We start from the raw sequence: 13926 nt of genomic DNA, 5'->3' as shown, positions 1-13926 counted from the left end.
CGGCGAGGGAGGAGAAGTTGGCCAACGCCTGGCGCCCCGGCGCGGACGAGTGGGGGGCACCACGCTGCACCAGAAGTTCGCCAACGACCTCATCGAACCCCAGCTGATCGCGGTCTCCGCCTCCAGCAACCGGGCCAAGGGCGACCAGTCCCCCGACCAGTGGGCCCCGCCCCTGCACTCCTACTGGTGCACTTACAGCGAGGCCTGGACCTACGTGAAGTACGTGTACCACCTCAACACCACCGAGGCGGAGGAGAACAAACTGAACGAGATGCTGGACACGTGCGAGTCACGAGCGACGACGCGAACCCCGCCTGGTACCAGGACGAAGTCACGGCTGGGCCGGGCGGAGTAATGACCGATGACGTCGATGTCATCACCGGGGACCTCACCGTCCGCACCACTCCCGGCCGTGACGTGCGCAGCACGTGCGTCACCGTCCAGTACACGGGCGCCGACGAGTGGTACATCCTGATTCTATGTCTCCTCGGCGAACATCCGGTCCAGGAAGCGGTCAGGGTGGTTGATGAACGCGCGGGTCAAAGCGACGGGCTCGGCCTGCTCATATTCCACCTGTTCGATGGTGCCGTCGCTTTCGATCTGCAGAATTCGTGCGCCGGGCATGGCGAGCAGGATCGGCGAATGCGTGGCCACCACGAACTGGCATCCTTGTTGGAGGAGTTCCCGGATGCGGACCATCATCGCCAGGCATCCCTGCACCGACAGGACTGCCTCCGGCTCGTCCAGTACGTAGAGACCATTCGGGCCGAAACGGTGGTGCACCAAGTCGAGGAACGACTGGCCGTGGGAGCGTTCGTGCAGGGACCGGCCGCCGTAGGCGTGTAGCAGTTCCCCCGAGCCTTCGTCCAGCCGCTCGATCTCGGTAGCCACGTTGTAGAAGCTCTCCGCACGCAGGAAGAAACCCGTGCGAGGTCTACGGTTCCAGCACACAGTCAGGTGATCGCCCAGATCGGACTCGGTGGCCCGGCTGGTGAACCGGAAGGACCGGGAACCGCCCTCGGCGTTGAACCCGGCGGCCGTGGCGAGCGCCTCGATCAAGGTGGACTTGCCCGAGCCGTTGTCGCCGGTAAGGAACGTCACCGCCGGGTCCAGATCGAGCCTGTCCAGGCAGGCGAGAGTGGTGACGACCGGCAGGCTGAAGGGGTACCGGTCGGTGTCCACGCGCGAATCGAGTGCGACATAACGGATAAAACCCTCGCCGTGGCGGGTCATCGGCTCCCCGTTCCCGTCCGGTCCGATGCAGCAGGGTCTGTCGAAGTCATGCTCTGACCATAGATCCAGGCACTGACAACCTCCGGACTAATGGGAGCGGCTACCACGCCACGACCACCCGCGCCGTGGTCTGTGACCTTCACGATTGCTGGTGGGCGTGATCCAGTGGTCCCGCAGGTCGCCGGGGGCTGTTCACCGCTGTCGGCGGGTCCTGTTCGCGTTAGATGGAGGTTTGGTGACGTGGGTCGGGTGTGAGCACTTTCGGGCGCAGGATGTGCGCCGCGTCGACCAGGCTGGCTCCCCAGCCGACGAGTGCGGCGACTCGCCGCCCATGCCGGGCGAAGCCTTGCCGGACATCGCTATGTAGAGGGAGTGTGCGGGGAGGTTTCGGAGGTATACGCCGTGGTCAAGAACCGGCGCTTCGGAAGGTGAGGGGGACTGCATGAACCCCGCTGGGCAAGATGAGGGCCAGCAGCCGCTCGTGGACTGACCCATATCGGTCTCGGCTGCTTTCGAGGGCAGTGAGGAGATCGGTCAGGCCCGTGACCTGGCCCGCTCCTTCCTGACCGACGTGCAGGCCGTGCACGGCTTCCCGGCGTCCGCCCGGGCAATGGGCATGGTGCAGCTGGCCGTCAGCGAGATGGTCACCAACACCCGTACGTACGCCCCCGGTCCGTGCCTGCTGACTCTGAAGATGGCTTCGTTCATCGCCAGGAACAGCGATTGTCGACCGATTTCGCAGTCAGCTGTCGATCAGCCAGCTCGCGAGTGTCGAAGAGAAATGACGGCACTGCCAAGTGAGTGAAGGGAACACGGGACGGCCAGCCGTCGATAAAGGGGCCCCGGCCGGCGAGCCGGACCATCATGCCCTCGGACGGTCCCGGGGCGGACTGACCACGAAGATCCATCTCGCTGCGGGCAGCCGCTGCCGCCCGCTCGCATTCGTCATCACGCCCGGCCAGGCAGGTGAGGAATGCCTGGGCGGCGGTGACGAGGGTGACGTGGTGGTGCCAGCCGCGCCAGGTGCGGCCCTCGGAGTGGTCCAGTCCCAGGCCGTGTTTGAGTTCGCGGTAGTCGTGCTCGATCCGCCAGCGCATCTTGGCCCACCGCACCAGATCGCGGGCCGGTGTGGTGGCGGGCAGGTTCGATATCCAGAACTCCGTCGGGGTGTCCTGGCCGTCCGGCCATTCGACCAGGAGTGTCTGGACGGGCAGGACGCCGTCCCACCGGTTGCGGCCGCCGCCCGCCTCCTGAGCCGCAGCCATGGCCTGCTTGCCCGCGGGCCGCACTGCCAGCACCGCGAACCGTGAGGTCATCACGCCTTTGCTGCCCTGCCTCCAGGTCACCTCGGTGAACCGCTGCGCACCCGCCTCCGCCGCCAGGACGCAGACGGCTCGAGGTGGGGTGCGGTAGCGGGGAAGGGTGGGTGGTCCGAGCCCGCCACAAGCAGGCCGGTGAGACTCGGCATCCTCCGGGTGGGCGACTTCCTTCCCGTTCAGGGCCAGGACACAGGACAGCCCTCGCTCCTCGAGACCGAGCCGGAACGGGGTGCTGACGCCGTAGCCGGCGTCGGCGACCACGACCGGCGCCTTCAACTGCCATTCGGTGAGTGTGTCCAGGATGCCGAGCGCGAGACGCCACTTCTCCCGGTGCACTACGTCGTCGGGGACTCCTGCCCTGCGGCATCGGTCCGGCTCGTCCGTCCACTCACGCGACAGATACAACCGCCACTCCAATGGGCACGAGGCGGTGTCGGTGACGGCATGGACACTGACCGCGACCTGGCAGTTCGCCCGTTTGCCGACCGCTGCGCAGTACTGGCGGGCCACACCGACCGACGCCTTGCCGCACTTGGGGAACGACACGTCGTCGATCACCCATACCTCGGGCCCGACAACTGCGGACAGCCGCTCGGCGATCCGCCGCCTGACCGGCAGCGGATCCCACGGCGACTGGTTCACGAACTGCTGCAGGGCCTGCATGTTCCCGTCCGGCAGACGCTCGGCCATCGGCTGGATCGACTTGCGCCGGCCGTCGAGCATCAGGCCCCGCAGACAGCACTCGCCCCACCGCCGCTGATCCCGCCGCGGAAACGACCCGAACACGTCGGCAACGTACTCGACCAAGTCGCCCCGGAGCCGGTCCACTTCCCCCAACCTCATTCCGGAAAGCTGCCCACGATCAGCCGAGATTACTCAACGTAACGAAGCACTACTAGGAGACCTCGATCGGGGTGGACTGGCTGCCCTGGCTCCCTACTTGGAACGTCAGGGACGTGCGCCCGGCGGTGGTCGCGTCGGTGGCCTTCACCGCCACCCAGACCGTGGACCTGGACCCCCTGGCCAGAAGGAACAGATCGACTTTCTCGAAAGTGAGCGTCTGCCCGTCCCTCGACAACTGCCCTTGGTAGGACTTCACAGTGCCGTCGGCGTCCTGGACGGTCAACTGGTAGCCCGGGTTGCCCTCCTCGGCGAACTGCAGCCCCATACCCTGGGGCAGAGTGACCCGGACGGACTGCAGAGGTACGGGGCCGTCCTGGGCCTCCAGCCGCACCCCCGGATAGCCGACGGAATGGTCGCTGTCCAGCCTCACGTCCGGCGGACCGCCCGGCCTCACCGAGAATCCCGCGCCGTGAGGGGCGGTGTAGCGGTAGTAGACACTGCCGACCTGGAAGGCGTCTTCGGGCTTGCTCGGGTCCCAGCTGGTCGCGCTCGCCTCGCCACTGGAGTCAGTGGCCTGCGGCCACACCAGGAAGCGGTAGTACCCCGGCTTGTCACCTGCCTCGCGAAGGTCGATGACACCCAGTGTCTGCTTGCGGCCGGTCCCGGCATCGGCGTGCCCCTCCACCTTCAGCATGCGTGGGGTGGCGGTGAGGCGGGACGGGGTGCCGTCCTCGTGTACCAGCTGGTAGTAGACGAAGTCGCTGTGGCTGCCAGGGACGTCCCTGCCCTGGCGCGGGTTGACCAGGTCGACGATGAGCTTGTCACCGGGGATGTAGCCGCTGTCCGCGACGTAGCCGAACCCGGCTTGGCTGTTGGGATTTCCGCCCCAGACATAGTCCCAGGGCAGGCGGACGAAGGGGCGCCCGATCCTGCCTTGGTCCGGAATGTATTCGGGCCAGAGCACCTCCACCTGCGGGCTGGCCGTGCGAGTCTCGCCGTTGCTGAGGTCGACCTTCACCAGGATCGGGTACGTCTTGCTGTACTGGCCCTTGTCGGGCGCTGCGTCGACGTTGAGGTCGCCTCGCAGGGTGAAGGTGATGACGTCGGAGTCCGCCAGGAACGTCAGGTCGATGACCTCGTACTGCTGGTCCACACCCATGCTGCCACGCAGAAGTTGGACTGCCTCCGTCTCAGCTTTGTCGTTGCCGAGGTATGCGTAGCGAACCCTGGTGATCTTCACGCCCACCGGGACGCGCAGACGGCCGTCGTAGCGGAACTCGGAGTCCCAGACGGCGAACCGGTTCGCGCAGCCCAGTGTCTCGATCCCGTTCCTTAGCGCTTCCAGCGCTGAGGTGGCGTCTTCGCGTGTCGCTGTATCGATCATGCTGATCTCCTTTGCTGGAAAGCCCTGATTGAGCGTGCGAGGCTCAGACCAGGACGTAATTGGCGGGATGCAGGGACGAGTCGTCTCTCCACCCGTCGGCCGCTGCCGGGTTTGTGCTGGCGCATCGGCAGCGCCGGCGACGCCACCCGTAGGTGGCCCGCGCGGTCGGCGACCGGCTGAATCCGTCCTCACCGCCCGTGCGGTCTGCTTCCGTGGCAACGCTTGGGATGCCTTCGCGGTCCTCAGATGATTTCGATGGCGGTGGAGGGTGAAGTGCGGTCGCCGATGGTGAAGTCCACGTGGGTGTTGCCCACCGGTGCGTCGTCGTCGGCACTGACGCAGACCCACATGACTGCGCGGGATCCGTTGTCGGGGATGGCAAGGTCGATGTCGGTGAAGGCCAGTGCCTGGCCGTCCTCGCCGACGGTTCCGTCGTAGGCAATGGTGTTGGCGCCGGCGTCCATGACGGTCAGCTGGTGGTCGGGGTTGGCCGGTGTGCCGAACCGCAGGGCCGCGTCGGCGGGCAGGGCCACGGTGACGGTCTGCAGCGGGATGTCCTGCGATCCCGGGTTGCGTACTTCGACGCCCGGGTAGCGGGGCGATCCGCCTCGTTCCGCGGTCACCGGGCTGCCGCCCGGTGAGGCGGTGAAGGCGGGTGTGACGACGATGGTGGTGGAGGGGGAGGGCTTTCCTCCGATGGTGAAGGTGAGGCCGGTGGCTCCGAGCGGGGCGCCGTGGTCGGCACTGACGGAGACCCACATCACCGTCCTCCCGGGCAGCTGAAGGTCGACGTCCGAGAAGACCAGCGTTGATCCGTCCGGTGACAGTTCTCCCATGTAGGGAGTGGGTTCCTGGCCGGCGCTGTGGACGGTGAGCTGGTGGTCGGCGAGCGTCTGGGATCCGAACAGCAGATCGTGGTCGGCGGGCAGGGCGACGGTCACCGACACGGGGTGGAAGGCGGCGTCGGATTCAACACGTACGCCGGGGTATCCGGCTGGTCCGCCGCGGGTCAGTTCCACGTCGGGCGGCCCGCCCGGGGTCACCGTGTACTCGGTCCACTGCAGGACCACTTGGCCGTGGTTGCCCGCGTCACCGACGGGGGACTGGTAGACGGGATCGTCCTTGCCTCCGGCTTGGGTGCCCTGGCCGGGCAGGGTGGATCCCTCCGTGACGCCGGGGCCGTTCACGAAGCTGCTGCCGCCCCCGGCGCCGCTGACAAAGGCGCGCTCCGAAGAGGCGTAGGCGAAGCCTCCACCGCCGCCCGCGTAGCCGGCCCCTCCGCCCAGGGAGCCAGGGTTACCATTCCCAGTTCCCCCGCCTCCCCCCATACCCGGGATCGGGATCTGGCCCCCGCTCCCTCCGCCAGAAGCGGGACCGCCGTTCTGGCCGGTGTTCCCGCCGTGTCCTCCGCGGTTCCCGGTCGCGCTGGTCGCGCCGGAGCCGCCCGTCGAACCTGATGCTCCGCGCGCAGCCGTCCCTGTCGGCCCACCTCGCGAGTAGGTCCGGCCGTCGGACCCGCTGACGCCGCCGCCCGCACCGCCACGGGCATCGGGTGCATCCGTCACGATGCATGCTCCGCCTCCTGCGGCGATCAGTAGTGGCTGTCCCAGCCGCTGGCTGTACAGGCCGCTCATTCCGCCCCCGCTGCTATTGCCTCCGCCCAGGTCGACCACGACGCGGAGGATCTCGCCCGGGACGACGGCGATGTTCCCGGTGGCGAAACCACCCCCGCCTCCTTGTGTGGCCCCACCGCCTCCGCCGCCCCAGCAGCGGGCGTTGATCGTCGTGACACCGGGAGGGACGGTGAAGTTCTCGACGCCGCCGGAATGGTTGAAGCGGCGAATGTGGGTGCAGGGAGCAACGGGTGCGCTCGCCGTCTCCGCGACGGCCGTACGGGGCTCGACAGCGGCGGCGGGTTGGGGCGCGGCGCTGAGGGTGCCTTGCGTCATGGCGGCATCCTTTTCGTAGCGGATTGATGGATTCAGTGCTGGTTCACTGGTGTTGCGCAGCATGGTCAGGGATGCGGGTGCACTCCGGGTCCCGGTGGCACGGCGTCGGCTGCAGGGGTGCGGCCCGGTTCGATGGGGTCGCCGGGCGTGCCGGTCGGTTGCCTGTGCGGGCCTGCTATCGGGCGGCGTCAGACCAGAGTTCCGAAGCCGCCGGTCCGCCTCACGCCACCGCACCTGCCGCTGGCCTGCGCCCGGCCGGCCTTCCGACAGCACTGCCGTCCGTGCTGGCCCGTAGACCTTCGACGCTCGCGTAGGGCAGGGCCGTCTGCTTGCGGGAAAGGCGTGAGCGGGGGTCAGACGACGTCGATAGTGGTGGAGGGTGAGGTGCGGTCGCCGATGGTGAACTGGACGTTGGTGGGGCCCGGGGGTGTGTCATCGGAGGCGCTCACGCAGACATACATCACGGACCGAGATCCGTCGTCGAGGATGGCCAGGTCGACCTCGGAGAAGGTCAGCATCTGTCCGTCGTCGGCGATGCTCCCCGGATAGGCCCTGGAGCTGGCGCCGTCCATGACCGTGAGCTGGTGATCGGGATTGCCGTGCGTCCCGAAGCGCATGGCGGAGTCGGCAGGCAGAGCTGCAGTGACCGTCTGCAGCGGGATGTCCTGCGACCCTCGGTTGCGTACTTCGACGCCCGGATACCTGGGCGATCCTGCCCTCTCCGCAGTCACCGGGCCGCCACTGGGCGCGACAGTGAAGGCCGGTGTGACGATGACAGTGGTGGAAGGGGAGGGTTTTCCGCCGACGGCGAAGGTGAGACTGGTGGCTCCGAGCGGGGCGTCGTGGTCGGCACTGACGGCGACCCACATCACGGTGGTTCCGGGCAGTTGAAGGTGGACGTCCGAGAAGACGAGCGTGGTTCCGTCCGGTGACAGTTCTCCCGGGTAGGGGGTGGGTTCCTGGCCGGTGCTGTGGACTGTGAGCTGGTGGTCGGCGAGCGTCTGGGATCCGAACAGCAGGTCGTGATCGGCAGGGAGGGCGACGGTCACGGACACGGGGTGGAAGGCGGCGTCGGATTCAACACGTACGCCGGGGTATCCGGCTGGCCCGCCGCGGGTCAGTTCCACGTCGGGCGGCCCGCCGCGGGTCACCGTGTACTCCATCCACTGCAGCACTACTTGGCCGTGGTGGCCTGCGTCGCCGACGGGTGACCGGTAGACAGGATCGTCCTTGCCTCCCGCTTGCGTGCCCTGGCCGGGCAGAGTGACTCCCTCCGTGACGCCGGGGCCGTCCACGAAGCTGCTGCCGCCCCCGCCGCCGCTGAAAAAGCCGCTTGCGGACGAGCCGATGCTGAGGCCCCCGCCGCCACCGGCGTAGCCGGCTCCCCCTGCCGAGGCGTCGCCAACCCCGATCCCAGATCCCCCGCCTCCCCCCATACCCGGGACCGGGATCTGGCCGCCGGAACCGGAGCCGCCGTTGTGGCCGGTGTTGCCGCCGCGGGCCGCCTGCTGCCCGCCCCCGGACGCACCGGCACCGCCCGTCGAACCCGATGCCCCATGCGCAGCCGTCCCCGTCCGCCCCCCTCGCGAGGAGATCCGGCCGGCGGAGCCGCTGATGCCGCCGCCCGCACCACCGCGGATATCGGGGGCATTCGCCGCGCTGCCCCCTCCACCTCCACCGGCGATCAGCAGCGTCTGTCCCAGCCGCTGGCTGTACAAGCCGCTCATACCGCCACCGCCTTTGAAGCCTCCTCCCAGGTCGACCACGACCCGCAGCGTTTCCCCCGGCACGACAGCGATGTTCCCGGTGGCGTATCCGCCTGCGCCCCCGGTATCAGCTCCTGCGCCTCCGCCGCCCCAGCAGCGGGCGTTGATGGTCGTGACACCCGGGGGGACGGTGAAGTTCTCGACACCGCCGGAATGGTTGAAGCGGCGAATGTGGGTGTACGGGGCGATGGGTGCGCTGGCCGTCTCCGCGATGGCCGTACCGGATTCGACAGCGACGGGTTGGGGGGCGGAGGGAAGGAGGGTTTCCTGGGTCATGGTGTGCGTCCCTTCGTTGCAGCTGGACTGGAATGGCCATGCCTCGCAGTGCAGGCGGACAGCTCTGCAGGAAAGTCCTGGCGCCTGCCAGGACTTTCTTCCGGGCTGTTGCCGTGCTCTTCGATGTCGTTGCCTGCGGTGGTGAGGCCGTGGTCCGTTTGTGCTGTGCCTTACCGTCAGGGGCAGGTGCGTCGTTCGGCTGCCGGATCCGCGATGCCGTCCCCGGGGCTGGGGCGCATGTCGGTGGCGTCGACGAGCGTGCCGATGGCCCGTCTGCGCCCTCCGTGTCCGTGGCGTCGGCTCGTCCTGCCCAGTGCTTCGACGGCGTCGCACCACAGGTCGAGGTCGGGCGCCGCGCTCAGTTCGATGGAGCGGGCCCTAGCCCGGCGGGAAGCCCGGGCCCAGTTGTCAGGGTCCCGCAGGGACGAGAGAGCATGGATCCAGGCATGGAGGTCGTCGCGGTAGGCGAAGATCCCGGCCTCGCCCAACGATTCGACGAGCCCGGGGGTCGGGTGGGCGACGACCGGGATGCCCGACGCGAACGCCTCCACCGCCACCCGCCCCCAGGACTCGTACAGGCTCGGCATGAGCACGACGCGCGAGCGGCTGTAGACGTGCTCGCGCATCCGCTGCCCGGGCACCCCGTCGACCACTTCGCAGTTGGGCAGCCGCGGCGGCGGCATGACCTGCTGCCCGTAGGCGCCGCGGACACCGAGAAAATTCCACTCCGGGGTCCATGCGGCGATCTGCCAGAACACCTCGCCGCCCTTGTCAGCATTGAGGTTGACCAGGGTCGCACGGTCACCGGGTTCCGTACGGTATTCCTCCGCGAGCACCGGCGGCCTCACCACGATGCTGTTCCTGGGCAGGAATTCCCGGGGGTAACGGGCGTAGAAGATCTCACCGTCCCGTCTGATCCACTCGCTGTTGTAGACGACGAGGTCGGCTCCCGCCGCGTTGTGGAAGCTCACGGCGAAGTTGTCGTGGCAGATCACCGCCAGGGGGATCAGCCGGTCTCTAGCGAGCCCTGCCACCAGGGGCACGTTCTCGAAGTGGGACAACAGCACGTCGGCTTTCTGGGCGTGAGCGGCGAAGTCCATGCCTTCCTGGTAGGGGACGACCTGCACCCCGTCGACCTCGTAGCTCTTCTCGATCCTCCCGGGGTGCGACAGCCACACCTCCACCCGGTGACCGCGCTCGGCCAGAGGACGGAGCATCGAGTGCAGCATCCACTCGGATCCGGCGTTGTGGTCCGGTGGATATCCGTACACCCGGGCCACAATGGACATGCACCGCCCCCTGGGCGTCGTGGTCAGCCGGTACGGGCGGGACATCACAGTGTCCACCAGCAAGAACTCCCTCCAAAGGGGTCAAAAAGACGCCGCGGCCGAGCCAGAGGGCCGTGAATGCCTTGTGACGATGGCGAGCCGCACGACTCCCGTGCCGTGACGAGAACGCCGACGTCCCACTCAACTACCCTTCGTGTCTGGAGGAATGCGGAGCGTGTCCATCGTGTGAGGGAGCGTGCGGAAGCACTAACGGTGCACCTACACAAGCCACTTGACCGCCGGAGCGACTGGTCCGGGCGCCTCAGAGGTCGTTCTCTTTCCGAACCTCGTGTGCGGATTCCGTTGGTCAGACATGGGATTGCGGCTGCCACGGAAGCCTCGACTCGTTGCTGACCGAGTTGTCGTGGGGGTGTCGGATGCCGTCGATGCGGGCGGTCCTGGGAGCGCGGCGGAAGGCCGCGATGGTGCGGGTGGAGGAACTCGAAGCCGAACTCGAGTGGGGGCGGGAGGACTTGGCGGACGCCGAGGAGGTCCTCAGACGGCGGGTGATCGGGCTCGAGCAGTATCTGGAGGCACTGGCCGAGGAGGACGCACCCGCCATGGCGGTCGGCGGTCCGTCGCGGCGGAAGCCGGTAGCCCGCGCCGTGCGGTGCCGCATCGCAAGAACGCGGCCGGGGTCGAGGACCTGTCGCTCGACTACCAGGCGGTGATCCGCCGCGGCAGAGGCCGGAGACGACGGGCTGGGCGCCCGGCGGGCGGCCGTGGTACTCGGCTGGGACAGTGCCTCCGCCTGGCGGGTCGAGGGTGCGAGAGCACGGTTGAAGAGGCTGGTGGAACGTGGCTGGCTGGTGGAGGCAAAGCCCGGAAGGTTCACCCTGCCGGCAGGGCAGCAGGCCGATGAGGTCGTGCGGCCAGGCGGCGGTTCATGAGTGCGATCATCGACCACCGGATGACGGCTTCGCTGGTGTCGGCGCGTCGTTCGTAGTCCCGGACCAGGCGCCGACTGCGCACAAGCCAGGCGAAGGACCACTCGACGACCCAGCGGCGGGGCAGTGCCTGGAAGCCTCTGACGTCCTTGCCCCGGCGGACGATATCGAGGACGAGCCCGAGATGCTGGCTGGTCCAGCCGGTGAGGTGACCGGTGTAGCCGCCGTCGGCCCAGACCCGCGCCAGCCTCCGGAAGCGGCCGGTTGCCGGCGGCAGGAGGATCCGGGCGCCGTCCCGGTCGGTCACGGACGCCGGTGTGACCTGCACGGCCAGGAGAAGCCCGTGCGTGTCGGTCAGCAGGTGCCGCTTGCGTCCGTTGATCTTGTTGCCTGCGTCGAACCCTCGTGAGACGTGGGCAACGGTCGCGTCCGCCTTCACCGACTGCGAGTCCACCACAGCCCCACTCGGCTCCGGGTCACGGCCTTCCGCCTGGCGGACCGCCTGGTGCAGCCGGTCGTGCAATTCGGCCGTCAGCCCGGTGTCCCGCCAGCGGGCGAAGAAGGCGTAGACCCGCGGCCAGGGCGGGAAGTGGGAAGGCATCGCCCGCCACTTGATGCCGTTGTCGACGAGGTAGCGCACCGCGTCGATCATCTGCCGGTGGCAGTAGCCCTCCGGCCGTCCGCCGCGACCCGCCAGCCATCCGGGAACCGGCAGCAGATTCTTCACCACAGCCCACTGCGCGTCGCTCATGTCCGAGCCGTCGCGGAGCCGGCGATCTGCCCGGTCGACCGCGTTACCGAACCTGTGAGCGAGGCAGTCACACCCCCGAGTGGACGAACTGGACCCGGCAACCACGACCACGCGACACTTCGACAACAGGTCTTCTTGCTTCTCGCTGGAATCAACAACCGCGAGCTACCAAGAGGCCCTTCTTCCATGCACGCGGACCGGCCAACTCACTCGAACCACGACGCTGTTCGAACCCGATCGACCACGCGAGCGGACAGAGAACAGGCAGTTATACCAAGGTCATTGGCCACCGACCGGCGCGAGTGCCCCACTCGTCATTCACACCAGACCCGCGACCTGCGGCTTCGCGATGCACACCGCTCATTGGTGATCAAGATCAGTCATACGCCCATGCTGGCGCCTTACTTCGTACCACTCCACACCACCTGTCCAACTCCAATACAGCGAAGCGAGGACAGAAATTGATCACCCAAGCAGTGGATGAACAAAAGTCACGGTATGAGTGACCTCTCCACTCTCCGAAACCTCCTCAGAGAACACGAACCTACCGTGCATGCTGCCGTCCACTGCCGGCGATGAAGGGGCATCTTCCACCTTTGCCCTTCGATCGAATCCAGGGGCCTTCTGGGTGGCAATTTCATCAATCATCGCGCGGAGGTCCAAGGAGGGAGCACTGTCGACCCAGGTCTCAGTCCACCCTCCTTGAGGGAAGTCTCTCGGATCTCCGGGGCGTAGGTGCTGGCGCATCGACTCCAATATGCAATCCTCAACAGTGCGAGCAGCCTCCCGATTCGGAACGAGGCACTGATCAATCGGGACACCGCCCCGAGAGATGTGGGCAGCGACGCGGTCATACACCCTCGGCTCGCTATGCGTGATTCCGACCTTGATCAGCCCAAGGGAGGGAAAGTGGATCAGATATACCCAGTGAGGGAGATGCGGGTCGATCCCCTCTGCGCACCGCAAGCAAGGAGGGGCGCCAGCAGCGAGCGCGCAGATGGAGACCTTCCTGCTCGCACCACAGTCGGGCTCAGCACAGTGCGCAGAGACTGGATCCGATGGCTTCGCATACCCGTCGTGCTCTCGAATCAATCCGAACTTGCTATAGAACTCACTTTGCCAACCAGCGAACTTTGACGTGAAACATGCATAGCACTGCGTCCATGGCTTACTCGAACTCGAAAGCATGCGGACGGCGTTGAAGGTGTTCGGGGCAGCACAGAGTACACACATGACATCGATCGACTCCCAAACTTCCCCGATGCGGCTGACCATTTGACTCTCGGCAAGTGTCATCCCAGACCCATCCACCATCTCAAAACCTGCTTCGCGGACCATTCGGGCCACGTCGCTCTGGTCCATCAGCCAGTGCTCTGGGTCCCGCGCCAGACCATCCTCATACATGCGGCGACCGACGCACCAGTCGCAGAGTTCAATACTTCGCGACTGGATCTCCTTGTACGAAACCGCCCCAGGCCTGCCACAGGTCTGGCACCGGTAGTTCCTCGGCGCCCCAGGAGATACAAACGTCCCCTCTGGATCTACCTTGAGTGCACGGTAGATCGCATCGATACACTCAACACAGCGTCCTGGCTTGCCTTTGCGGTTGGCACTCTCATTCTTGCCGCACCTGGAACAGGGTCGGACTGCCATGGGGCCCCCTTCAGCACGACTCCCTCTTCGAGGCTACGGGCGGGCACTGACAACTGGCCGGGGTAGCCATCCTCACCTCTCGCGATCCCTTCACCGGGCGCGGTCAGCTCACAGGGGGCATCGCGGACGGATGACCTTGTCGGTGGACTACCGCCCCGGACCATCTGACGTGCATTTTTCATGATGCACAGGGCCCAATGTAGCTGCAGCGCCGCGGGATTGAAGGCGTCGGTGTCGGCCATGGTGAAGCCATGGACGGTGTCGGGGTAGATCTCAGAGGTGTAGTCGACACCCGCGGCGGCCAAGGTCTGGTTGAGTTCGCCGAGGCCCTCGGACGTCAGGTCGGTTTCGGCGTGGCCGAAGTGGACCTTGGCGCCGAGGCGGCGCAGGGTGTCGGGCCCGGCGGCGCCCACGGGGGCATGGAATCCGGCGACGGCGGCCACTTGGCCGGGGTGGGCCGCAGCGGTGCGCACCGCCAGCAGGCCGCCTAGGCAGTAGCCGGTCACCGCGACGGGTCCGGCGCTGGTCTCGGGCTGT

The 13926-nt window shown here is 67.3% G+C and carries 7 protein-coding genes and 4 pseudogenes; 3 read left to right on the top strand and 8 right to left on the bottom strand.

The window, feature by feature from the left end:
- Positions 1-49 precede the first annotated feature (49 nt).
- Positions 50-355, top strand: a complete 306-nt coding sequence (locus tag JK359_RS37235) for a hypothetical protein (RefSeq protein ID WP_307788448.1) — start codon at positions 50-52, stop codon at positions 353-355.
- Between the two features lie 122 nt (positions 356-477).
- On the opposite strand, the gene JK359_RS37230 is transcribed toward JK359_RS37235, so the two are convergent.
- Entirely contained in the window at positions 478-1233 is a 756-nt protein-coding gene (locus JK359_RS37230) for an AAA family ATPase (RefSeq protein ID WP_201844063.1), read from the bottom strand.
- An 869-nt stretch (positions 1234-2102) separates the two neighbouring features.
- Here JK359_RS37230 and JK359_RS37225 point away from each other — a divergent pair.
- Positions 2103-2204: pseudogene (locus JK359_RS37225) on the top strand (IS5/IS1182 family transposase); the annotation flags it as partial.
- Here JK359_RS37225 and JK359_RS37220 read toward each other — a convergent pair.
- The 5 genes and pseudogenes from JK359_RS37220 to JK359_RS37200 all read right to left on the bottom strand — a co-directional run.
- Positions 2199-3395, bottom strand: a pseudogene (locus JK359_RS37220) (IS701 family transposase); the annotation flags it as partial. The pseudogenes JK359_RS37225 and JK359_RS37220 sit on opposite strands and share 6 nt — an antisense overlap.
- A gap of 52 nt (positions 3396-3447) precedes the next feature.
- Positions 3448-4779: a hypothetical protein gene (locus tag JK359_RS37215; RefSeq protein WP_201844062.1), complete on the bottom strand. Its 1332-nt coding sequence runs from the start codon at positions 4777-4779 to the stop codon at positions 3448-3450.
- Between the two features lie 242 nt (positions 4780-5021).
- Positions 5022-5966, bottom strand: a complete 945-nt coding sequence (locus tag JK359_RS37210; protein ID WP_201844061.1) for a hypothetical protein — start codon at positions 5964-5966, stop codon at positions 5022-5024.
- Positions 5967-7081: 1115 nt separating this feature from the next.
- Positions 7082-7891: a hypothetical protein gene (locus JK359_RS37205; RefSeq protein ID WP_201844060.1), complete on the bottom strand. Its 810-nt coding sequence runs from the start codon at positions 7889-7891 to the stop codon at positions 7082-7084.
- A gap of 1055 nt (positions 7892-8946) precedes the next feature.
- On the bottom strand, positions 8947-10059 hold the full coding sequence (locus tag JK359_RS37200; protein WP_201844059.1) for a glycosyltransferase family 4 protein: 1113 nt from the start codon (positions 10057-10059) through the stop codon (positions 8947-8949).
- Positions 10060-10484: 425 nt separating this feature from the next.
- Here JK359_RS37200 and JK359_RS39640 point away from each other — a divergent pair.
- A pseudogene (locus tag JK359_RS39640) lies at positions 10485-10988 on the top strand (hypothetical protein).
- Here JK359_RS39640 and JK359_RS37195 read toward each other — a convergent pair.
- Both JK359_RS37195 and JK359_RS37190 read right to left on the bottom strand, forming a co-directional pair.
- Entirely contained in the window at positions 10930-11736 is an 807-nt protein-coding gene (locus JK359_RS37195; RefSeq protein ID WP_236679053.1) for an IS5 family transposase, read from the bottom strand. The pseudogene JK359_RS39640 and the gene JK359_RS37195 overlap by 59 nt on opposite strands.
- Positions 11737-13541: 1805 nt before the next feature.
- Positions 13542-13926 (bottom strand): annotated as a pseudogene (locus JK359_RS37190) (dienelactone hydrolase family protein); the annotation flags it as partial.

This window comes from Streptomyces actinomycinicus (assembly GCF_016741775.1).
Lineage (GTDB): Bacteria > Actinomycetota > Actinomycetes > Streptomycetales > Streptomycetaceae > Streptomyces > Streptomyces actinomycinicus.
The sequence above is the reverse complement of the archived record's forward strand: the minus strand, read 5'-3'. Positions and strand labels throughout refer to the sequence as shown.

What these genes read in the sequence shown, in the direction of transcription:
- JK359_RS37195 (WP_236679053.1), bottom strand. Translation starts at nt 11,736, where the DNA reads ATGAGCGACGCGCAGTGGGCTGTGGTGAAGAATCTGCTGCCGGTTCCC.
- JK359_RS37230 (WP_201844063.1), bottom strand. Translation starts at nt 1,233, where the DNA reads ATGACCCGCCACGGCGAGGGTTTTATCCGTTATGTCGCACTCGATTCG.
- JK359_RS37215 (WP_201844062.1), bottom strand. Translation starts at nt 4,779, where the DNA reads ATGATCGATACAGCGACACGCGAAGACGCCACCTCAGCGCTGGAAGCG.
- JK359_RS37205 (WP_201844060.1), bottom strand. Translation starts at nt 7,891, where the DNA reads ATGGAGTACACGGTGACCCGCGGCGGGCCGCCCGACGTGGAACTGACC.
- JK359_RS37200 (WP_201844059.1), bottom strand. Translation starts at nt 10,059, where the DNA reads ATGTCCATTGTGGCCCGGGTGTACGGATATCCACCGGACCACAACGCC.